At 70.7% G+C, this 19,392-nt stretch carries 20 protein-coding genes and 1 tRNA gene; 9 read left to right on the top strand and 12 right to left on the bottom strand.

Going from position 1 to position 19,392, the window contains the following annotated elements; all coding sequences use genetic code 11:
* The first annotated feature begins 12 nt into the window (after nucleotides 1–12).
* Nucleotides 13–1,641 (top strand): chaperonin GroEL, encoded by a 1,629-nt coding sequence (gene groL, locus BJ959_RS05850; protein ID WP_153982960.1) that lies wholly within the window; start codon nucleotides 13–15, stop codon nucleotides 1,639–1,641.
* Between the two features lie 100 nt (nucleotides 1,642–1,741).
* Here the strand turns inward: groL and BJ959_RS05845 are convergent, their stop codons facing one another.
* The 5 genes from BJ959_RS05845 to BJ959_RS05825 form a co-directional block, all read right to left on the bottom strand.
* The gene (locus BJ959_RS05845; RefSeq protein WP_153982961.1) at nucleotides 1,742–2,419 is read right to left on the bottom strand and encodes a biliverdin-producing heme oxygenase; all 678 of its coding nucleotides are present in this window, start codon (nucleotides 2,417–2,419) and stop codon (nucleotides 1,742–1,744) included.
* 109 nt (nucleotides 2,420–2,528) lie between these two features.
* The gene (locus tag BJ959_RS05840; RefSeq protein WP_153982962.1) at nucleotides 2,529–2,843 is read right to left on the bottom strand and encodes a DUF2470 domain-containing protein; all 315 of its coding nucleotides are present in this window, start codon (nucleotides 2,841–2,843) and stop codon (nucleotides 2,529–2,531) included.
* 20 nt (nucleotides 2,844–2,863) lie between these two features.
* Complete coding sequence (locus BJ959_RS05835) at nucleotides 2,864–3,154, bottom strand: WXG100 family type VII secretion target (protein ID WP_153982963.1); 291 nt, start codon at nucleotides 3,152–3,154, stop codon at nucleotides 2,864–2,866.
* A 47-nt stretch (nucleotides 3,155–3,201) separates the two neighbouring features.
* Complete coding sequence (locus BJ959_RS05830) at nucleotides 3,202–4,965, bottom strand: sensor histidine kinase (RefSeq protein ID WP_153982964.1); 1,764 nt, start codon at nucleotides 4,963–4,965, stop codon at nucleotides 3,202–3,204.
* A 13-nt stretch (nucleotides 4,966–4,978) separates the two neighbouring features.
* Entirely contained in the window at nucleotides 4,979–5,671 is a 693-nt protein-coding gene (locus tag BJ959_RS05825) for a response regulator transcription factor (protein ID WP_153982965.1), read from the bottom strand.
* Nucleotides 5,672–5,776: 105 nt separating this feature from the next.
* On the opposite strand from BJ959_RS05825, the gene BJ959_RS05820 reads away from it, so the two are divergent.
* Nucleotides 5,777–6,487: an alpha/beta fold hydrolase gene (locus tag BJ959_RS05820; RefSeq protein ID WP_153982966.1), complete on the top strand. Its 711-nt coding sequence runs from the start codon at nucleotides 5,777–5,779 to the stop codon at nucleotides 6,485–6,487.
* Nucleotides 6,488–6,515: 28 nt separating this feature from the next.
* Here BJ959_RS05820 and BJ959_RS05815 read toward each other — a convergent pair whose 3' ends face one another.
* The 3 genes from BJ959_RS05815 to BJ959_RS05805 are packed head-to-tail and all read right to left on the bottom strand — an operon-like array spanning nucleotide 6,516 to nucleotide 10,377.
* Entirely contained in the window at nucleotides 6,516–8,159 is a 1,644-nt protein-coding gene (locus BJ959_RS05815) for a DNA repair helicase XPB (protein ID WP_153982967.1), read from the bottom strand.
* A 39-nt stretch (nucleotides 8,160–8,198) separates the two neighbouring features.
* Nucleotides 8,199–10,139: a helicase-associated domain-containing protein gene (locus BJ959_RS05810; RefSeq protein ID WP_153982968.1), complete on the bottom strand. Its 1,941-nt coding sequence runs from the start codon at nucleotides 10,137–10,139 to the stop codon at nucleotides 8,199–8,201.
* Nucleotides 10,126–10,377 carry a multidrug ABC transporter ATPase gene (locus BJ959_RS05805; RefSeq protein ID WP_424960758.1) on the bottom strand — a complete coding sequence of 84 codons (252 nt, stop codon included), beginning with the start codon at nucleotides 10,375–10,377 and terminating at the stop codon, nucleotides 10,126–10,128. Before BJ959_RS05805 ends, BJ959_RS05810 begins: the two co-directional genes overlap by 14 nt.
* Nucleotides 10,378–10,516: 139 nt before the next feature.
* Between BJ959_RS05805 and BJ959_RS05800 the strand changes: the two genes are divergently transcribed.
* Nucleotides 10,517–10,897 carry a cold-shock protein gene (locus BJ959_RS05800; RefSeq protein ID WP_153982970.1) on the top strand — a complete coding sequence of 127 codons (381 nt, stop codon included), beginning with the start codon at nucleotides 10,517–10,519 and terminating at the stop codon, nucleotides 10,895–10,897.
* Nucleotides 10,898–10,903: 6 nt separating this feature from the next.
* Complete coding sequence (locus BJ959_RS05795) at nucleotides 10,904–11,521, top strand: DUF3027 domain-containing protein (protein WP_153982971.1); 618 nt, start codon at nucleotides 10,904–10,906, stop codon at nucleotides 11,519–11,521.
* Between the two features lie 31 nt (nucleotides 11,522–11,552).
* Here the strand turns inward: BJ959_RS05795 and BJ959_RS05790 are convergent, their stop codons facing one another.
* Entirely contained in the window at nucleotides 11,553–11,786 is a 234-nt protein-coding gene (locus BJ959_RS05790) for a hypothetical protein (RefSeq protein ID WP_153982972.1), read from the bottom strand.
* A gap of 67 nt (nucleotides 11,787–11,853) precedes the next feature.
* Complete coding sequence (gene serC, locus BJ959_RS05785; RefSeq protein WP_153982973.1) at nucleotides 11,854–12,969, bottom strand: phosphoserine transaminase; 1,116 nt, start codon at nucleotides 12,967–12,969, stop codon at nucleotides 11,854–11,856.
* A gap of 112 nt (nucleotides 12,970–13,081) precedes the next feature.
* Between serC and BJ959_RS05780 the strand changes: the two genes are divergently transcribed.
* Together BJ959_RS05780 and BJ959_RS05775 are read left to right on the top strand one after the other, a co-directional pair.
* The gene (locus tag BJ959_RS05780; protein WP_153982974.1) at nucleotides 13,082–13,771 is read left to right on the top strand and encodes an iron-dependent transcriptional repressor DtxR; all 690 of its coding nucleotides are present in this window, start codon (nucleotides 13,082–13,084) and stop codon (nucleotides 13,769–13,771) included.
* A 341-nt stretch (nucleotides 13,772–14,112) separates the two neighbouring features.
* Nucleotides 14,113–14,613 (top strand): HNH endonuclease, encoded by a 501-nt coding sequence (locus tag BJ959_RS05775; RefSeq protein ID WP_153982975.1) that lies wholly within the window; start codon nucleotides 14,113–14,115, stop codon nucleotides 14,611–14,613.
* A 109-nt stretch (nucleotides 14,614–14,722) separates the two neighbouring features.
* Here the strand turns inward: BJ959_RS05775 and BJ959_RS05770 are convergent, their stop codons facing one another.
* On the bottom strand, nucleotides 14,723–15,691 hold the full coding sequence (locus tag BJ959_RS05770; protein WP_153982976.1) for an alpha/beta hydrolase: 969 nt from the start codon (nucleotides 15,689–15,691) through the stop codon (nucleotides 14,723–14,725).
* A 38-nt stretch (nucleotides 15,692–15,729) separates the two neighbouring features.
* Between BJ959_RS05770 and BJ959_RS05765 the strand changes: the two genes are divergently transcribed.
* Complete coding sequence (locus BJ959_RS05765; RefSeq protein ID WP_153982977.1) at nucleotides 15,730–16,278, top strand: alpha-amylase family protein; 549 nt, start codon at nucleotides 15,730–15,732, stop codon at nucleotides 16,276–16,278.
* 12 nt (nucleotides 16,279–16,290) lie between these two features.
* A tRNA-Arg gene (locus tag BJ959_RS05760) sits at nucleotides 16,291–16,362 on the top strand.
* 62 nt (nucleotides 16,363–16,424) lie between these two features.
* Here BJ959_RS05760 and BJ959_RS05755 read toward each other — a convergent pair.
* Nucleotides 16,425–17,579: an IS481 family transposase gene (locus BJ959_RS05755; protein WP_183321858.1), complete on the bottom strand. Its 1,155-nt coding sequence runs from the start codon at nucleotides 17,577–17,579 to the stop codon at nucleotides 16,425–16,427.
* A 464-nt stretch (nucleotides 17,580–18,043) separates the two neighbouring features.
* On the opposite strand from BJ959_RS05755, the gene BJ959_RS05750 reads away from it, so the two are divergent.
* Nucleotides 18,044–19,317 (top strand): IS3 family transposase gene (locus BJ959_RS05750; protein ID WP_425560386.1). Its coding sequence is split into 2 segments (ribosomal slippage): nucleotides 18,044–18,392 and nucleotides 18,392–19,317, totalling 1,275 coding nucleotides; the frame shifts between segments, so codons are not numbered across the junction.
* Nucleotides 19,318–19,392 lie beyond the last annotated feature (75 nt).

Below are 19,392 nucleotides of genomic sequence, written 5' to 3'. Positions count from 1 at the left end.
GGACGAGAACACATGGCAAAGATCATCGCTTTCGACGAGGAGGCCCGTCGCGGCCTCGAGCGCGGCCTCAACACCCTGGCCGACGCCGTCAAGGTCACGCTGGGCCCGCGCGGCCGCAACGTCGTCCTCGAGAAGAAGTGGGGCGCCCCCACCATCACCAACGACGGCGTGTCGATCGCCAAGGAGATCGAGCTCGACGACCCCTTCGAGAAGATCGGCGCCGAGCTGGTCAAGGAGGTCGCGAAGAAGACCGACGACGTCGCCGGTGACGGCACCACCACCTCGGTCGTGCTCGCCCAGGCGCTCGTGCGCGAGGGCCTCCGCAACGTCGCCGCGGGCGCCGACCCCATCAGCCTCAAGCGCGGCATCGAGAAGGCCACCCAGGCCGTCTCGGCCCAGCTGCTCAAGAACGCCAAGGAGGTCGAGACCAAGGAGGAGATCGCCGCCACCGCGAGCATCTCGGCCGCCGACCCCGAGATCGGCGCGCTCATCGCCGAGGCCATCGACAAGGTGGGCAAGGAGGGCGTCGTCACCGTCGAGGAGTCGAACACCTTCGGCACCGAGCTCGAGCTGACCGAGGGCATGCGCTTCGACAAGGGCTACCTGTCGGCGTACTTCGTCACCGACCCGGAGCGCCAGGAGGCGGTCTTCGAAGACCCGTACATCCTCATCGTCAACGGCAAGATCTCGGCGATCAAGGACCTGCTGCCCGTCGTCGACAAGGTGATCCAGAGCGGCAAGCAGCTGCTCATCATCGCCGAGGACGTCGAGGGCGAGGCCCTGGCCACGCTCGTCGTCAACAAGATCCGCGGCATCTTCAAGTCGGTCGCCGTCAAGGCCCCCGGCTTCGGCGACCGCCGCAAGGCCATGCTGCAGGACATCGCGATCCTCACCGGCGGTCAGGTCATCAGCGAGGAGGTCGGTCTCAAGCTCGAGAACGCGACCCTCGACCTGCTCGGCCGCGCTCGCAAGGTCGTCATCACCAAGGACGAGACGACGATCGTCGAGGGTGCTGGCGACGCCGAGGCGATCGCTGGTCGCGTCAAGCAGATCCGCGCCGAGATCGAGAACACCGACTCGGATTACGACCGCGAGAAGCTGCAGGAGCGCCTCGCCAAGCTCGCTGGCGGCGTCGCCGTCATCAAGGCGGGTGCGGCCACCGAGGTCGAGCTCAAGGAGCGCAAGCACCGCATCGAGGACGCCGTGCGCAACGCGAAGGCCGCCGTCGAGGAGGGCATCGTCGCCGGTGGTGGCGTCGCCCTCATCCAGGCCGGCAAGATGGCGTTCGAGTCGGCCGAGCTCACCTCGCTCACGGGTGACGAGGCGACCGGTGCGAACATCGTGAAGGTTGCGATCGACGCTCCGCTGAAGCAGATCGCCCTCAACGCGGGCCTCGAGCCCGGCGTCGTCGCCGACAAGGTGCGCCACCTCGAGGTCGGCTTCGGTCTCAACGCGGCCACCGGCGAGTACGTCGACATGCTCGGCGCTGGCATCGCCGACCCGGTGAAGGTGACCCGCTCGGCGCTGCTCAACGCTGCCTCGATCGCCGGCCTCTTCCTCACCACCGAGGCCGTCGTCGCCGACAAGCCCGAGAAGGCTTCGGCGCCGATGGGCGACCCGAGCGGCGGCATGGACTTCTAGTCCAGGCCACCCGCCGAAACGTCAGGGCGGCTCCCCTCCGGGGGAGCCGCCCTTCGTCGTCGTCGGGGGGATCCGGGCCTCGCCCGCGCGGCAGTGCGCGCTAGGCGGCCGCGGTGCGGGCGCTCAGCTGCTCGAAGATGCGCGTGTTGAAGTCGTAGGCACGCAGCACCTCGTCGACGACGCGCTCCTGCTCGCCGGGAGCCCAGGGTGCGGCGTCCAGCTGGCTGCGGTACGCATCCTTGAAGGCGGCGGGGTCGGCGATGTCGTCGAACAGGTAGAAGCCGATGCCGTTGGTCTCGAAGCCGAACTGCCGCCCGATGACGCGGCCGATGTGCAGGCCGCCCGAGAGGTCGCCCAGGTAGCGCGTGTAGTGGTGGGCGATGTAGCCGGCGGGCCAGGTGGCGGCGACCTCGCGGATGCGAGCCGCGTAGGCGATCGTCGCCGGCACCAGCTGCAACTGCTCGCGCCAGTCGTCGCCGATCAGGAAGGCCAGGTCGGCTTCGAGCGCGGGCAGACGGGTGAGCGCGGGGGAGAGGAAGGGAGCGACGAGCGCGACCTCGCGCATCGCGGGCTCCACGCCCTCCAGCGCCTCGTAGATCGCCCAGTGCTGCGATACCAGGGCGATGTAGTCGTCGCGGGTCGCCTCGCCCTTGAGCAGGCCGTGCATGAATCCCGCGCCCTCGCTGTCGCGGTGGCTGCCGCTGCTGCGCTCGCGGACGAGGCGCGAGAAGGGGATGACCTCGGCGGTCGGGGCGAGGGCGTCGGTGGTGGCGGTCATGCGGTCTCCTGGGGAATAGGTAAGGCTAACCTTACCGACCGGCGCGCCACCGCACCAGGCCGAGAGGTCACGAACAGCCAAGGAATGGCTGTGCTCCGGCCAGCTGGGTTCAGTCGTGGGGCCGCGGCTCGACGCCCAGCGCGGCGCAGGCCCGGTCGTACAGCGCGACGATCTCCTGCCGGATCTGCGGACGCTCGCTGATGGGCTCGCGCCACACCAGGCGCAACGCCTGCTCGGGGCCGTCGCCGACCGCGAACAGCCAGTCACCGCCGACACCGTCGACCCCGACCATCCGCGCGGTCGACGCGGCCGGGTCGCCGAACGCTCGAGCGAACAGCAGATTGTCGTCCGCGTGGTCGTCGTTCATGTGGTGCAGCACCCCGGCGACGATCGCGGGGTCGAAGGCGAAAGGCTCAGTGCTCACCCGAGTAGCCTAGGCGGGCCTCAACGGAGGAACATGCGCGCGGCCTGCGCCTCGACCTCCGCGTAGCCCTGGCCGGCGTGCGCGAGCGCCTCGTTCATGGCGGTGAGGGTCTGCTCGACGCGCTGGTAGGCGGCCGTCCACTCGGCGACGAGGCTCTGGAAGGCGCTCGCGGCCGAGCCGCTCCAGGTGCTCTGCAAGCCCGACAGAGTGCCCTGGAGCACCGCGGCCTCCGACTGCAGGCGCCCGATCGAGCCGCGGGTGGCGGCGGTGGCGGCGATGACGGCCTCGCTGTCGACCTGGTAGCGCGTCATGGTGGTCTCCTCCCGGGCCGGGTCACTCGCCCGGCGCCGCGGCGACGCTACGCCGTGGGCGCGGCGCCGGGGGAGGCGGGTGACGACGGGGGAGCATCCGGTGCCGAGGGCGCGCTGGGGAGGACGCTCGCGCCGTCGGCGAGATCGCTGGCGAGATCGTCGACGAGGTCGTCGGTCGGCTCGGCCAGCGGCATCGTCACGCGGAAGGTCGCGCCGCCCCCGGGGGTGTCGAGCACGTCGACGCGACCGCGGTGCAGGCCGACGATCGAGGCGACGATCGACAGGCCGAGGCCCGAACCGCCCGTGTCGCGGGCCCGTGATGAGTCGGCGCGGAAGAACCGCTCGAAGATCTTCTTCTTCAGCTGGTCCGGGATCCCATCGCCGTGGTCGACGACCGCGATCGAGGCGGTGCCGGCCGCGGCGTCGACGCCGACGACGAGCTCGATCGGCGACTCGGCGGGCGAGAACCGCACCGCGTTGCCCATCAGGTTCGTGATCACCTGCCGCAGCTTGTTCTCATCGCCCATCACGATCGCCTCGGGGGCTTCGTCGGGGGCGATGACGATCGGGTCGAGGATGCTGGCCGCCGCCCGGCGCCCCCGTCGGCCGCGCAGCCGCGCGAACGCCGCGCCGGCGAACCCCGCGGCCGGCGCGGCGGCACCGCTGCCCGACGCGGGCGCGGGCGCCGCATCCGTCGTGTCAGCCGCATCGGAGCTCCCGTCGGCGACGATCACGGTCACCGGCCGGTCGGGAGCGCTTGCGCGCGCGTCGAGCGCCGCGTCGCGGGCGAGCGGCACGAGGTCGACGGGCGTCAGCTCGAGGGGCCGCGACTCGTCGAGGCGGGCGAGCTCGAGCAGGTCGCTGACAAGCGCGCTCATGCGGATCGCCTCCTTCTCGATCCGCTCCATGGCCTGGGCGACGTCGTCGGGCTCGGCGATCGCGCCCATGCGGTACAGCTCGGCGTAGCCGCGCACCGAGACGAGGGGCGTGCGCAGCTCGTGGCTCGCATCGCCGACGAAGCGGCGCATCTGCGAAATGGTGGCGGCGCGGTCGGCGAAGGCGCTGTCGATGCGGGTGAGCATCATGTTGAGCGAGCTGCTGAGCCGCCCGATCTCGGTGTTGGGGGTGGCGCCGCTGAGGCGCTGGCTGAAGTCGCCGCTGGCGAACCGCGCCGCGGTGGCCTCGACGTCGCGCAGGGGACGCAGCGTCGAGGTGACCAGGATGCGCGTGAGCGCGGCACTGAGGATGACGACGACGAGGCCGAAGCCGAGGAAGATCGAGGCGAACGAGCCGATGACGGCGTTGCTGTCGGTGAGGTCGGCGCCGATGACGAGCGTTGCGGTCGAGCTCTCGCCCGAGCCGGCGTCGGTGACACGCAAGGGGAAGGTCAGAACGCGCCACTGGGTGGTGCGGTCGGTGCTGATGAGGGTCATGCCCCCGCCATCGAGCCGGTCGACCATGTCGCCGGTGAGGCGAGAGACGTCGGGAGCCTGCGCGCGGCTGCCCTCGCCGACGTTGTCGTCGATAATCCGGCCCTCGGTGTCGACCGCGCCGAAGTAGAACGGGTTCGAGAAGGCCGAGGGGGTCAGTTCTTCGAACGAGCCGAAGTCGTCGACGGAGAACGACTCGGGAAGGTCATCCGATGCCTCGAGGATCTGCCGGTCGACCTCGTCGAGAAGGGTGCGCTGCAGCACCGTGAGGGTGCCGAAGCCGACGACGAGCAGCCCGATGGTCACCACGAAGACGGTGACGCCGGTGATCTTCGATCTCAGCGAGATCGACTGCCACCACTGGGTCAGCTGCTCATGCATCGGGGGCCGGGGCTCAGCCCTTGGCGGCCTTCAGCATGTACCCGAACCCGCGCTTGGTCTGGATCAGCGGCTCGTCGGTGTGCGGGTCGAGCTTGCGGCGCAGGTACGAGATGTAGCTCTCGACGATGCCGGCGTCGCCATTGAAGTCGTACTCCCAGACGTGGTCCAGGATCTGCGCCTTCGACAGCACGCGGTTCGGGTTGAGCATCAGGTAGCGCAGCAGCTTGAACTCGGTCGGGCTGAGCTCGATGACCTCGTCGCCGATGGTGACCTCGTGGGTGTCCTGGTCCATGGTGAGGTCGCCAGCGCGGATGATCGCGTCGTCGTCCTCCTGCATGGTGCGGCGCAGGATTGCCTTGATGCGGGCCACGATCTCGTCGAGGCTGAACGGCTTGGTGACGTAGTCGTCGCCGCCGACGGTCAGGCCCATGATCTTGTCGTCGGTGTCATCCTTCGCCGTGAGGAAGAGGATGGGGCTCGTGTAGCCGCTCGACCGAAGGCGCTTGGTGACGCCGAAGCCGTTGATGTCGGGCAGCATGACGTCGAGGATGATGAGGTCGGGCTCCTCCTCGAGCACGGCCGAGATGGCCTGCGCGCCGTTGCCGACGGCCCGCACGGCGAAGCCGGCGAAGCGCAGGCTCGTGGTGAGCAGGTCGCGGATGTTGGGCTCGTCGTCGACGATCAGAATCTTGGGTCCGTCAGGCATGGCACCAGTCTCTGGGCTTTTAGTGGAAGTTTCCTGAATGCGCTCGGCCTGTCGCGATATCCGTCGGCCTGTCGCCCGCTCGGTGCAGGGCACTACCGTGCAGGAATGCAGATCCTCCTCATCCCCGGCTTCTGGCTCGACGGCGACTCGTGGGCGCCCATCACCGCGGCGCTCGCCGGGGCGGGCCACACGCCGCACCCGTTGACGCTGCCCGGCAAGAGCCGCGGCGAGACGACGCTCGCCGGCATCGGGCTGCGCACGCACGTGGATGCGGTGCTCACCATCGTCGACAGCCTCGCGTCGACCGACCCCGACCCCGTGGTGCTCGTCGGGCACTCCGGCGGCGGCACGATCGCGTGGGCCGCGGCCGATGCGCGGCCCGACCGCATCGCCCGCGTGGTGATGGTCGACTCGCTGCCGATGCCGGCGGGCTCGCCGATCAACGACGAGCTGCCCGTCGAGGGCGATGCGGTGCCGCTGCCCGACTGGGAGCTGTTTGAGCCGGAGGACCTCGTCGACCTCGACGACGCCCTCCGCGAGCGCTTCCGCGCCATCGCGGTGCCCGAGCCGAAGGGTGTCGCGCACGAGCCGACGCAGCTGCACGACCCGCGGCGCTTCACCGTGCCGGTCACCGTCATCGCCTGCGAGTTTCCCGCTGCGCTCGTGCGGCAGGCGATCGAGAACGGCCGCGAGTGGGCGGGCGAGCTCGCGGCAATGCAGCACCTCGACATCGTCGAGCTGCCCACCGGGCACTGGCCGCAGCTGACGAAGCCGGATGAGCTCGCGGCGAGCATCCTGACCGCGATCGACGGCTAGCGGCGATCGGCCGGGTCGCTCCCGGGGCTCAGGTCGCGAGCTGGTCGGCGTCGAGGATCGTGTAGCTGTAGCCCTGCTCGGCGAGGAACCGCTGGCGGTTCTGCGCGAAGTCCTGGTCGACGGTGTCGCGCGCGACGAGCGTGTAGAAGCTCGCCGGAATACCGCTCTGCTTCGGCCGCAGCAGCCGGCCGAGGCGCTGCGCCTCCTCCTGCCGCGAGCCGAACGAGCCCGAGACCTGGATCGCGACCGTCGCCTCCGGCAGGTCGACCGAGAAGTTCGCGACCTTCGACACGACGAGCACCGGCGTCGTGCCGTCGCGGAACTCCTGGAACAACCGCTCGCGCTCGTCGACCGGCGTCGAGCCGGTCAGCTGCGGCACCCCGAGCGCCTCGGCGAGCTCGTCGATCTGATCGAGGTACTGCCCGATCACCAGGATCCGCTCGCCCTGGTGCTGCTTCACCAGGCGCTGCACGACCCCGAGCTTGGCTGGTGCCGTCGCGGCCAGCCGGTAGCGCTGGTCATCGGCGCTCGCGGCGTACTCGAGCCGCTCGCTCGCGGGCAGGTCAATGCGCACCTCGAAGCAGCTCGCGGGCGAGATGTAGCCCTGCGCCTCGATCTCCTTCCACGGGGCGTCGAAGCGCTTGGGGCCGATGAGGCTGAAGACGTCGCCCTCGCGGCCGTCCTCGCGCACGAGCGTGGCGGTGAGGCCGAGACGGCGGCGGGCCTGCAGCTCGGCCGTCAGTTTGAAGACGGGCGCGGGCAGCAGGTGCACCTCGTCGTAGACGATGAGCCCCCAGTCGAGGGCGTCGAGCAGGGCGAGGTGGGCGTACTCGCCCTTCCGCTTGGCGGTGAGGATCTGGTACGTCGCGATCGTGACCGGCTTGATCTCCTTCAGCTGCCCGGAGTACTCTCCGATCTCCTCCGCGGTCAGCGTCGTGCGGCGCAGCAGCTCGTCGCGCCACTGCCGTGCCGAGACCGTGTTGGTGACGAGGATGAGCGTCGTCGTGTCGGCCTGCGCCATCGCGCCCGCGCCGACGAGCGTCTTGCCGGCCCCGCAGGGCAGCACGACCACGCCCGAGCCGCCGGTGAAGAACTGGTCGATCGCCTGCTGCTGGTAGGGCCGCAGGTGCCAGCCCGAGAGATCGAGGTCGATGTCGTGCGGGGTGCCCGGCGTGTAGCCTGCCAGGTCTTCGGCCGGCCAGCCGATCTTCACGAGCTCCTGCTTGATCTGGCCGCGGGCCCACGGCGCGAGCTCGAACGCCGAGTGGTCGATGCGGCGGGTCAGCAGCGGGGCGACCTTCTTGCTCGCGGCGATCTCGGTGAGCACCGCGGCGTCGGTCGAGCGCAGCACGAGGGCGCCCTGCTCGTCGCGCAGGATCATCAGCCGGCCGTAGCGCCCGACCGTTTCGGTGATGTCGATCGTCACCGACTGCGGCACGGCGAACTTCGCGTACCTGTCGAGAACGGCGAGCATCTCAGAAGCCTCGTGGCCGGCGGCCCGCGCGTTCCACAGGCCGAGCCGCGTGATGCGGTAGGTGTGCACGTGCTCGGGCGCGCGCTCGAGCTCGGCGAACACGGCGAGGGCGTGCCGCGCCTCCTCCGCCAGGGGGTGGGCGACCTCGAGCAGCACGGTGCGGTCGCTCTGGACGATGAGCGGGCCGTCGGGATTCATAGCGGGCCAGTCTAGGCCGCCCGCCTGAGAGCCCCGGCGCTAGTCGAGCGGCTCGAGCGCCGTGATGCTCGCCACGGGCAGCGTGCGCTCGACGTCGGCGACGCGGTCGCGCCCGCGCACTCGCCCGGCCGCGATGCCCGTCGGTTCGAGCTCGAAGGCGCGCTCGGTGCCGTCGGGCAGCTGCACGGTGGCGCGCAGCGCGAGGCGCCCGCGCAGCGCCAGCTGCCACTGCCGGGCCACCCAGGCGCCGTCGCCGTCGATCGCGGGGCTCGTCGCGGCCCGGATGCGCGCCACCGCCGCGCGAACCGCCTCGTCGCCCGGCGCGTCGGCCAGCGCGTCGGCCAGCGCATCGGCCGGGGCGCCGCCCGCTGTGCCGCCCGCTGTGTCGGCCGGCGCCGCGCTGCCGCTCGGCACCGGGTCGGCCGGCGGCATGACAGCCGCCACCGCGCTCTCGCCGATCGCGGGGTACCGCGCCTCGGTGAGGGTCTCGAGCACGACCGCCGGGTCGAGCCGACTGACGACGCGCGCCGCGTCGACCCGTCGCAGCCCGAGCGCTGCGGTCGCCGAGTCGACGGTGAGCGCCTCGAGCAGCACCGGATCGTCGCTGCGCACAAGCGTGCGCGCGCCCGGGGCGCCCAGTTCGGCGGCCTCGGTCGACTCCACCCGCCGCACCCGGACGGCGCCGAAGCGCTTCGCCGTCTGCTCGATGAGGTACTGCACCGGTTGCGGCACGCCCGTGAGCGAGCATCCGTGCAGGAAAGCCAGCATGCTGTCGGCGGTCTCGCCGAGGGCGATCGCCCGCGAGACGCTCTCGGGGCTGATGCGGTAGCGCCCGGCCAGACCCGCGCTCTCGACGTCGGCCAGGCGCCGCAGCCGCGCGTCGACCGCGCCCGCGAGCGGACCCGGCGACACCACCGTGAGGTCGTGCTGCAGGTAGACCTTCTCGACTTCGGGCGGCAGCAGCGGCATGAGCGCATCGTGGGCGGCGTCGGCCCCCGTCGTCAGCAGGGCGCGGCCCAGGATGCTCGGCCAGCCCTCGACGACGAGCCCCAGCCGCGAGGCCTGAACGCCGCGCAGCCGCAGCCGCGCGAGCAGGGCGTCGCCGCCGGCCGGATGCAGCCAGGTGATGAGGTCGATCAGGGCGGGGCTCCACGGGGCATCGGCGCGCTCGGCGAGCAGCGCGCTGAGTCCGGGCGGTAGCGCCCGCACCCACCCGTCGGCGAGGGTGCGCCACCGTGCCGCCGCCGAACCGGCGGCCGCGGCTTCGGCTGCGACGGTGGCGTGCAGCTCACCGGCGCGGGCGATCACCAGGCCCGCGCACTCGAGCAGGTCGACGAGTACCGGCACGTCGTCGAGAGCGCAGCTCGCGGCGGTCGCCAGGCGCTTCGCCTCGGGAAGCGCCAGGCCGCCGCGGGCGAGCAGTCGGGCCGGGGTGCGCGCGACGGCGCGCACCAGCTCGCCGGCCGCGGTCGCGACGCCGAAAGCCTGATCGGCAGCGGCGCGGTCGAGGGTGCGCCGGTCGACATCGTCCACGCGCTCGAGCACCGGCGGCGGCGGCGCCAGCCGGAGGGCGGCGGCATCGGGCAGGTCGCGGGCGGGCCAGCCGGCGAGCACTTCGGCGACGGCGGGCCACACGGTAAGACGGTCGTGGACGAGGTCGGCGAGCAGGGCATCCAGAGCCGGTAGCAGGGCGGCGCGCACCTCGTCGGGGGCGCGGTCGACGAGGGCCGCGAGCTCCGGCACGCTCAGGGGGGCGTCGCGCTCCGCGGCCGTGGCCAGCGCGGCGAGGGTCGGTCGGCTCAGCCCGGCGAGGGTGCGGTCGATGACGGCGGCGTCGAGGAGGGCCTCGGCCAGGTCGAAGATGTCGCGCAGCCCGCCGGGGGCGATGCCCCGCTCGCGGATGACGCGCACGAGTGCGGCGTCGTCGAGCTCGCGCAGTCGCGCCGCGAGCGCGAGGGAGGCGGCGCTAGTTGCCGGCATCCTTGGCGGCCCGCGTCCGGCGCACAGCACTGACGACGAGCAGCACGATGATCAGCACGAAGCCGATCGGCAGGCCGATGAGCGGCAGGATCGTCACCGTCGGCCAGATGCCCTGCGCGAAGTCCTCGCGCTCGAGCCCGATGGCGGTGCCCGCGATGAGGGCCACGAAGGCGACCAGGCTGAGCACGACGATGCTCGCCACCATGTAGGCGAGCACGCGCTCCACACGGTTGCTCATCACGAACGACTCCTCCGGCACGCCCTCCAGGATAGGCCCCGAATCGTGAGCCTCCCTACCCCGCGACCTGGGGGCACGGCCGCGGGGTGCGCCGGGCAGGTATCCTCAGAGGTTGGATCACCGATCAAGGAGTGCGCGCATGCCTACCGGCAAGGTCAAGTTCTACGACCAGGAGAAGGGTTTCGGCTTCATCGCCAGCGATGAGGGCGACGAGGTTTTCCTGCACGCCTCCGCGCTGCCCGAGGGGGCGGTGGTCAAGGCGGGCACCCGCCTCGAGTTCGGCGTCGCCACCGGCAAGCGCGGTGCGCAGGCCCTCTCGGTGCGCATCCTGGATGCGAAGCCCTCGCTCGCGCGGGCCAACCGCAAGTCGGCCGACGACATGGCGATCATCGTCGAAGACCTCGTCAAGCTGCTCGACGGCATCGGCGGCAACCTGAGGCGCGGCCGGTACCCCGACGCCGCGCACGGGGCGAAGATCGCGGCCGTGCTGCGCCGCGTCGCCGACGACCTGGAGGGCTAGGCCCTCGTGGCGCGCACGACCAAGAAGGCCGCTGCCCGCGCCGCGGGCGGTGCCGCCGACCGGGCTGCCGTCGCCGCCGGCTCTGCGGCCGTCACCGATGCCGCCGCGCTCGAGGCGCTCGCCCGTGGGGCGCTCGGCGAGATCACCCGCCCGGCCCACGTCGGGGTGCTGCGCGACATCACCGTCGCTGACGATGTCGCGACGGTGCGCTTCGCGACGACGCAGGGCGGCTACCCCGGCTGGGTGTGGACCGTCGCGGTCGCCGTGAACCCCGGCATGGAGCCGAGCGTGCTCGAGACCGAGCTGATCCCGGCCGAGGGCGCCCTCGTCGCGCCCGACTGGGTGCCCTGGGCCGATCGGCTCGAGGAGTACCTCGCTCAGCAGGCGGCCGAGGCCGCGCTCCGCGGGGAGGAGCTCGAGGGCGACGAGCTCGACGACATCGAGGACGATGAGGACGACGACGAGGACGACGACCACGACGACGAGCACGATGACGACGAGCTCGTCGTGGACGACGATGTCGACGGCGTCGACATCGACCTGCACCTCGACCTGCACCTCGACCTGCACCCCGACCTGCACCTCGACCTGCACCTCGACTCGGTGGAGGACGAGGAGGAGTAGTCGGGGCGCCTCGCGCTCCTGACGCCGTCGGTCAGCGCGGGCGGCGGCGTGAGACGGCGAGCCCGAGGGCGCCGAGCACGAGTCCGACGGCGATCGTGCCGAGCACGGTCGGGCTCGAGGGCATCGCGCCGAGGGCGGTCATCCCGAGCACGATGACCAGGGCGAGCAGCCACAGGATGAGCCCGGCTCCGAAGGCGAGCGCGTCGTTGGTCGGCGCCGGCTCGGGGTGCGGGCGGCGCTCGTCGTGCGGCACGAAGAGCTTCATGGGCTCAGTGTGCCAGGTCGGAGCCGCCCCCGGTCGCGGAGGTCGCCGGGTCAGGTGGCCGGCACGGTCAGTCGGCGAGACGCTCGAGCACGTAGTCGATCGAGCGGGTGAGCTGCCGGATGTCGTCGGGCTCGACGGCGACGAAGGTCGCGATGCGCAGCTGGTTGCGGCCGAGCTTGCGGTACGGCTCGGTGTCGACGATGCCGTTCGCGCGGAGCACGCTCGCGAGCCGTGCCGCGTCGACCGACGCGTCGAAGTCGATCGTCACGACGACCGGCGAGCGGTGCTCCGGGTCGGTCACGAACGGAGTGGCGAGCGGGTGGGCGTCGGCCCAGCCGTAGAGGTGCGACGCGCTCTCGTGCGTGCGCGCGGCCGCCCACGACAGGCCGCCTTCGGCGAGCATCCACCGCAGCTGGCTGTCGAGCAGAACGAGTGTGGCGAGCGCGGGCGTGTTGAGCGTCTGGTCGAGGCGCGAGTTGTCGATCGCCGCCGTCAGCGACAGGAACGGCGGGATGTACCGGGCCGACCCGTCGATCGCGTACGCGCGCTCGATCGCCGCGGGGCTCATGAGCGCGAACCACAGGCCGCCGTCGCCCGCGAAGTTCTTCTGCGGGGCGAAGTAGTAGACGTCGGTCTCGGTGACGTCGAAATCGATGCCGCCGGCCGCGCTCGTCGCGTCGACCACCGTCAGCGCCTCGGGCGCGCGGCCGAACCGCCGCACCGGCGCGCTCACGCCGGTCGAGGTCTCGTTGTGCGGGTAGGCGTAGACGTCGACGCCGTCGACCTCGGTGAGGGTGCCGCGCGTGCCACCAGGGGTCTGCACGACGTGCGGGGTCTCGAGCCAGGGCGCCGAGGCGGAGGCGACGAACTTCGACCCGAACTCGCCGAAGTCGAGGTGCGCGCTGCGGCGGGTGATGAGGCCAGCGGCTGCGACATCCCAGAAGGCGGTCGAGCCGCCGTTGCCGAGCACCACCTCGTAGCCCTCGGGCAGGCGGAACAGCTCGCTCAGCTGCGCCCGCACACGACCCACGAGCTGCTTCACGGGGGCCTGACGGTGCGAGGTGCCCAGGATGCTCGCCGCCGCGGCGAGGTCGGCCAGCTGCTCCTTCCGGACCTTGGAGGGCCCGCATCCGAAGCGCCCGTCGGCGGGAAGGAGCGCGGCGGGGATCGTGATGTCGGCCATTCGTTCATCGTACCGAGCGCGCTCGGCCGCCCCGTCCGCCTGCCCGACCGCGTCGATTAGGCTAGGCAAGCCTCACCCGAGGCGTCCGCGGCAGCCGAGGGAGAGGAGCGCCATGACCGATCTCGTCGACACGACCGAGATGTACCTGCGCACGATCCTCGACCTCGAGGAAGAGCAGATCACCCCGCTGCGCGCGCGCATCAGCGAGCGTCTCGGGCACTCCGGCCCGACGGTGTCGCAGACGATCGCCCGCATGGAGCGCGACGGTCTGGTGCGCGTGGAAGGCGACCGGCACCTCGAACTGACTGACGACGGGCGGGCGAAGGCGGTGGCCGTGATGCGCAAGCACCGGCTCGCCGAGCGGCTGCTCGCTGACGTGATCGGGCTCGACTGGGCGCTCGTGCACGACGAGGCCTGCCGTTGGGAGCACGTGATGAGCGAGCAGGTCGAGCGCCGCATCCTCGAGCTGCTCGGCGACCCGGTGGAGTCGCCGTACGGCAACCCGATTCCCGGGTTGGAGGCGATCGGCGGCTCGGCCGCGAACGCCTTCCTCGACGGCGTCATCTCGCTCACCCATGCGGCGGCGGCGGGCGCGCGCGAGGGCACGATCCGCCGTTTGGCTGAGCCGGTGCAGGTGGACCCCGACCTCCTCCATCAGTTGCGCGAGGCGGGTGTGACGCCGGGTGCGGTCGCGCGGTTCCGGCCCGAGCCGAACGGCTACGTCAGCGTAGAGGTGCTTGGCCGGGCGGAGGGAATCGACCTTCCCGCCGAGGTCGCGCAGCACATCTACGTCGCCGAGTAGCCGTCAACTGCCCCAGGGCGGGCGGCGTGGCGCGCGCTGGTGTTCACGCTTTCGTCACCCGGGTGGGTTACCCTGACCCCGTGGTGCCGCAGAGGCACCCGAGGAGGGCTCATGGACAGGCGGCACGACATCCAAACCGTGGATGCGCGCGCTGTCTTCCGGATAGCCGCTCGCGCTCGTTGGGTCGCGCCCTGTCGCGGCCCCGCGCAATGAGCACTGTCGTCTCGGCGACAGTGCTTTTTTTGTGCCCGTGAGGGCAGGTGCGGCCTCGGCCGATGCGACACCACGACCCCGGAAAGAACGCCCGCAGGCCATGCGGGCCCGTTCGACAGGAGCCGTCGATGCGCACACTCGTTCTCAACGCGGGCTATGAGCCCCTCGCCGTCGTGTCCTTCCGCCGAGCCCTCGTGCTCGTGATGAACGGCAAGGCGACGGTGCTGGAGACGGATGGTGAGCATCCGGTCTTCGGCATCGACGATCGGTGGGATCGCCCGAGCGTGATCGTGCTGCGCCGCTATGTGCGGGTGCCGCACTCGCGCCAGGTGCCACTGACCCGCCGCGGGGTGCTGCGGCGCGACGGCCACCGCTGCGCCTACTGCGGGGCGTCGGCATCGACGATCGACCACGTGATGCCGCGCTCGCGCGGCGGTGCCGACTCGTGGGAGAACCTGGTCGCCTGCTGCCTGCGCTGCAACAACGTGAAGGGCGACCGCACCCCGGCCGAGATGCGCTGGCAGCTGCGCGTGGTGCCCAAGGCGCCGCACGGCACCGCCTGGCTCGTGCGCGGCATCGAGCGCCCGCAGCCCGATTGGGACGAGTACCTGGCGCCGCTCGCCGCCTGATCGCGGGATGCTCGGCCCGAGCCGTACTCCGCGCGTGCTCGGCGGCAGGTGTCGCCACCCGTTTTCGCAGTGTGCCTCTCGCGGTACATGCCGCCGGAGGCACATTGCGCTAGCCGACCGCGAGCATGCGGCGCAGGGCGTCGAGCTGCCGCTGCACGGTGTCGCGCGAGACCGCGGCATCCGGCTCGGCCGCGTCGAAGCCGTGATACGCGCCCTCGATGACGTGCAGCTCGGTGGGCACGCCCGCTTCGGTGAGGCGGCGTGCGTACTCGACGTCTTCGGCGTGGAAGAGGTCGAGGGTGCCGACGCCGATCCACGTCGGCGGCAGGCCGCGCAGCGCGGCGGGGCCCTGCTCGGCGCGGCGCGCCGGCACGGCGAGGGCGAGCTCGTCGGCGGAGAGCGGCGTGGCCTCGGGTCCCTTCGTGCCCGCGCCGAGGTACATGCCCCAGCCCAGGCGATTGCTACGCGGGTTCCAGAGCCGCAGCATGCGCGGGTGGGTGGCGGCGGCCTGCCCGGTGCGGTCATCCAGCATCGGATACAGCAGCACCTGACCGGCCAGCGCGACCTCGCCGCGGTCGCGAGCGCGCAGGGCGAGGGATGCGGCGAGCCCGCCTCCGGCGCTCTCGCCGATCACAGCGATGCGGGCGGGGTCGACGTCGGGTTGGGCGGCCAGCCATCGCAGCCCGGCTTCGGCATCGTCGAGCGGCGTCGGGTAGGGGTGCTCGGGCGGCATGCGGTAGTCGACGCTGATGGCGACCGCTCCGAGCTCGTCGGCGATGCGGCGACAGAGTCGATCGCCCTGCGTGGCCGAGCCGATGATGAGGCCGCCGCCGTGCAGGTGCAGCACGGCCGGGCGGCGCGCGCCCGCATCCGTCGCCGATGCCGAGGTCGGGCGGTGCACCCGCAGCAGCACGTCGCCGCCGAGGTCGACGAGCTCACCGTCAGTCGGCGGCTTCGTGCGACCGAGTCCGCTGACGAAGCGCAGCAGGGCCCGATTGCCCCGCGTGGCCGAGGTCGGCGGCATGAACCGCGCGCGCGTGAGGTCGGGGTGGAAGGCGGGGGAGTCGTCATTGACCATGCCCCGAATCTAGTTCGCCGCGGGGCTACCCTGGCCGCATGCCGGTGAGCCGTTTCGAGAGCCCGTTGACGGGAGGGCATCCGAACTCGCTCGGCAACACCCAGAGCGTCGTCGACGAGGTGCTGGCCGATCGGGCGCTGCTCGCCGAGCTCGTGGCCTGCTATCGCAGCGACGATGCCGTGGTGCGACTGCGCGTGTCGAGTGCGGTCAAGCGGGTGGCGCAGCGGCATCCCGAATGGGTGGCCGCCCACCTCGACGACTTGCTCGGCTGGGTCGCCCAGATCGACCAGGCTTCGACCAAATGGACGCTCTCGATTCTCTTCGTGCTGCTCGACGACTACATGACCCCGTCCCAGCGCGATGCGGCCATCGCCCTCATGCAGGCAAACCTGCACTACGACGACTGGATCGTGCAGAACACCACCGCCGACTCGCTCGCGCACTTTGCCCGGCAGCGCCCCGAGCTTGCCGCGTGGCTCGTGCCCGAGCTGCGCGTCTTGACGAGCAGCCGCCACAAATCGGTGCGCGGTCGCGCCGCGAAGTTGCTCGCGTCGCTGGCCACCCCCTCGCCGCAACCCGGCGAATAGACTGGATGCACCGCCTCTGTAGCTCAATGGAAGAGCAGTTCCGTCCTAAGGAAAGGGTTGGGGGTTCGAGTCCCTCCAGGGGCACTGTGTGATGTCTCAGGACATCGTGGACGGGTGAACCCCCAGCGGGAGGGTTCGCCCGTTTTTCACGTCTTGGCTTGGTAGCCCTTGTTCGGGTCGATCAGATGCTCGGCAAGCACTTCGCCGTCGGGGGTGATTGTGACGGCGTGCAGGCCGTGGATGAGGACGATCACGGCGGTGCGGGCCAAGCCTCGCCCGTAGCCGAGGTGCATCATGCGGTTGCCGAAACGCAGGGAGACTTTCCCGTGCGCGTCGATGGTGTCGTAGCGGACCCGCCAGATGTTTGGGTCATCAGGCTGCGTCGGTGCTGCTTTCGGGATCAGCGTGTAGGCGAAGGCGGGCGTGCGTCGGTTCAACGCCCGGTGCGGGCGGTGCTGGTTGTAGTGGTCAACGAACTCATCCAGCTCACGCTGCAGCTCTTCCAGGCTGCTGGCGGGCCGCATGGTCAGGCGCTTCTTCAGCGTCTGCCAGAACCGTTCGATCTTGCCTTGCGTGGTGGGCTTGTAAGGTTTGCCGTTCTTCTGGGTGATGCCGTGCAGGGCCAACAGTGTCTCGAACGCATTGCCAGAGGTGCGAGCCTTCAGGCCGCCGGCGAAGCGGGTGGTGAAGATGTTGCCGTTGTCGGTCAACGTTGCCGCGGGGAACCCGTGCACGGCGGCCGCCTGCTGGAAGGTGTCAGTGACGGTGCGGCCCGTGACGCGCAGGTGGCACGACAGATGCGTGACGAAACGGGAGTGGTCATCGATCCAACCGATGATCTCCACCTCTGACCCGTCGGCAAGGCGCCAGTGGGTGGTGTCGGACTGCCAAAGCTCGTTGGGTTGCTCGGCCGTGAAGCGTTGCCAGGAGGAACGGGGACGTTTCTGCGGTTGCGGCACGATCACCTCGGCGCTGCGCAGGATGCGCCAGATCGTCGACCGTGACAGGGTCACCTGCTCGGCGGCCAGGAGTGAGCAGACTGTGTCGGCGCCGGCATCCAGGCCGTCGGCAGTGAGCTGCGCACGCAACTGCAGCACGCGAGCGCGGATCGCGTCGGGTGTGCGGGCAGGCTGCGACCGCGGTGCCCTCGAGCGAGCAGTGAACGCGGCCTCCCCCTCGGTGAGCCACCGCTGATGCAGCTTATGGACCAGCGATTTCGACACCCCGTGGACGCGGGCGGCTTCGCGGTAGGACAGGCCCTGCACGGTGACGGCGAGGATCAGCACTTCCTGTTTGCTCACCCATCGACCCTGACCGGGTGTCCACGATGACGTGAGACATCACGGCGCAGGGTGGGTCACTGTCCACGATGTCGTGAGACAGGTGTCCACGATGTGCTGAAACCAGACACCTCCAGGGGCACTGCTATTCCGGTCGGCTATTCCGGTCGAGATCCCCACAGGTGCTCTTTCAGGGCGAGCAGCCGGCAAAAAGACTTGCCCCTCGTTCGCTCACGCGACTGGGCGCCATACTCGGTGATTCCTCCTTGATGTGTTGGCGGCTGCCGGCAATTTGTTGATGCGTCCTTAGGCTGGGTGGCTGGTCGCACTCTCATTCCCGCCCGCTTGTCCTCCGAAATGCCGACAGCGACGATCGCTCACCGATGCGTACATTGCGGAGTGATGCACCCTCGGGGCCTGACCCCGGTTCTTGGACACGCTGAATCCAGCACCTGGTGCTGGGGAAGCGAGATGATCGAAGAACCATGGCCAGGAAGAACTACTCCGAAGAGTTCCGTCGTGAGGCCGTCGACTTGTACGAGTCCACCCCGGGCGCCACGGTCCGCGGCATCGCCGAGGACCTCGGCATCGTCCGCGGCACCCTGCGGCACTGGCTCGAGGCCTACGGGACCGGCAAGAAGACCGCCGCTGACGGGACGTTGACCTCCAGCCCGCTGCAAGCCAAGACGTCCGCCGCGAGCTCGTCGGCACCGACGGACGAGACGCCGGAGCAGAGGATCGCCCGGCTCGAGGCCGAGAACGCGGCGTTGCGAGCGGAGACCACCAAGCTCACGACCGAGCGGGAGATCCTGCAGCGGGCGGCCAAGTATTTCGCCGGGGAGACGCGCTGGTGAGTCGCTTCCAGTTCGTCGCCGACAACTCCGCCACCTTCGAGGTGAAGCGACTGTGCGAGCTCGTCGAGATCGAGCGCTCGTCCTACTACGCCTGGCTCAAGGCCGCGCCGGCCCGCGAAGCCAGAGCAGCTGACGACGCAGCGCTGGCTGAGCGGATCAGAGCGGTCCATGCCGAGGACAACACTCAGGGCGCGCCGCGGATCACCGCCGAGCTCAACGCTCAACTCGGCGACAGCGCGGCTGCCGGTGAGCGGGTCAACCACAAGCGTGTCGCGAGGGTGATGCGCTTTGAGGGCATCCGCGGCTACATGAAGAAGCGCCGGGTCCGCACCACGATCCCCGAGCCGTCGGGGCAGAAGTACCCCGACCTGCTCAAGCGTGACTTCACCGCCGAGCGCCCCAACGAGCGCTATGTCGGCGACATCACCTACCTGCCGCTGGCCGACGGGACGAACCTGTACTTGGCGACCGTGATCGACTGCTACTCCCGTCGGCTGGCCGGGTGGGCCATCGCCGACCACATGCGCACCGAACTCGTCGAGGACGCCCTCAAGGCCGCCGCCGCGACCCGGGGCAGCCTCAAGGGCGCCGTGTTCCACAGTGACCACGGGTCGGTCTACTGCTCGAAGGCCTACGCCACGCTCTGCCGCAAGCTCGGCGTGACCCAGTCCATGGGCGCCGTCGGATCCAGCGCGGACAACGCCCTCGCAGAGTCGTTCAACGCCACGATGAAGCGTGAGGTTCTCCAAGACGCCGCCTGCTGGAGTGACGAGCTGACCTGCCGTCGGCAGGTCTTCAGATGGCTCGTCCGCTACAACACCAAGCGACGCCACTCGTGGTGTCGCTACACCTCGCCGGTCGCCTTCGAGACCGGCTACACCGCTACGCTGCGACCTGCTGCGTAATCACACCCCGTGTCCAAGATCCGGGGGTAGGGCCCCTCACCTCCTAGAGGTTGCGCGCCACCCCCCTTGCGCTGG

Origin of the sequence: Microcella frigidaquae (genome assembly GCF_014200395.1) — a bacterium.
Taxonomy (GTDB): Bacteria; Actinomycetota; Actinomycetes; order Actinomycetales; family Microbacteriaceae; genus Microcella; species Microcella frigidaquae.
This window is presented reverse-complemented; position numbering and strand designations above follow the sequence as displayed.

Bases quoted from the DNA above. Each gene is read 5' to 3' on its own strand.
- BJ959_RS05825 (WP_153982965.1), bottom strand. From the start codon at position 5,671: ATGCCTGACGGACCCAAGATTCTGATCGTCGACGACGAGCCCAACATC.
- BJ959_RS05845 (WP_153982961.1), bottom strand. From the start codon at position 2,419: ATGACCGCCACCACCGACGCCCTCGCCCCGACCGCCGAGGTCATCCCC.
- BJ959_RS05770 (WP_153982976.1), bottom strand. From the start codon at position 15,691: ATGGTCAATGACGACTCCCCCGCCTTCCACCCCGACCTCACGCGCGCG.
- BJ959_RS05815 (WP_153982967.1), bottom strand. From the start codon at position 8,159: ATGAATCCCGACGGCCCGCTCATCGTCCAGAGCGACCGCACCGTGCTG.
- BJ959_RS05810 (WP_153982968.1), bottom strand. From the start codon at position 10,139: ATGCCGGCAACTAGCGCCGCCTCCCTCGCGCTCGCGGCGCGACTGCGC.
- BJ959_RS05775 (WP_153982975.1), top strand. From the start codon at position 14,113: ATGCGCACACTCGTTCTCAACGCGGGCTATGAGCCCCTCGCCGTCGTG.
- groL (WP_153982960.1), top strand. From the start codon at position 13: ATGGCAAAGATCATCGCTTTCGACGAGGAGGCCCGTCGCGGCCTCGAG.
- BJ959_RS05805 (WP_424960758.1), bottom strand. From the start codon at position 10,377: ATGAGCAACCGTGTGGAGCGCGTGCTCGCCTACATGGTGGCGAGCATC.
- BJ959_RS05790 (WP_153982972.1), bottom strand. From the start codon at position 11,786: ATGAAGCTCTTCGTGCCGCACGACGAGCGCCGCCCGCACCCCGAGCCG.
- BJ959_RS05835 (WP_153982963.1), bottom strand. From the start codon at position 3,154: ATGACGCGCTACCAGGTCGACAGCGAGGCCGTCATCGCCGCCACCGCC.
- BJ959_RS05765 (WP_153982977.1), top strand. From the start codon at position 15,730: ATGCCGGTGAGCCGTTTCGAGAGCCCGTTGACGGGAGGGCATCCGAAC.
- BJ959_RS05830 (WP_153982964.1), bottom strand. From the start codon at position 4,965: ATGCATGAGCAGCTGACCCAGTGGTGGCAGTCGATCTCGCTGAGATCG.
- BJ959_RS05820 (WP_153982966.1), top strand. From the start codon at position 5,777: ATGCAGATCCTCCTCATCCCCGGCTTCTGGCTCGACGGCGACTCGTGG.
- serC (WP_153982973.1), bottom strand. From the start codon at position 12,969: ATGGCCGACATCACGATCCCCGCCGCGCTCCTTCCCGCCGACGGGCGC.
- BJ959_RS05800 (WP_153982970.1), top strand. From the start codon at position 10,517: ATGCCTACCGGCAAGGTCAAGTTCTACGACCAGGAGAAGGGTTTCGGC.
- BJ959_RS05780 (WP_153982974.1), top strand. From the start codon at position 13,082: ATGACCGATCTCGTCGACACGACCGAGATGTACCTGCGCACGATCCTC.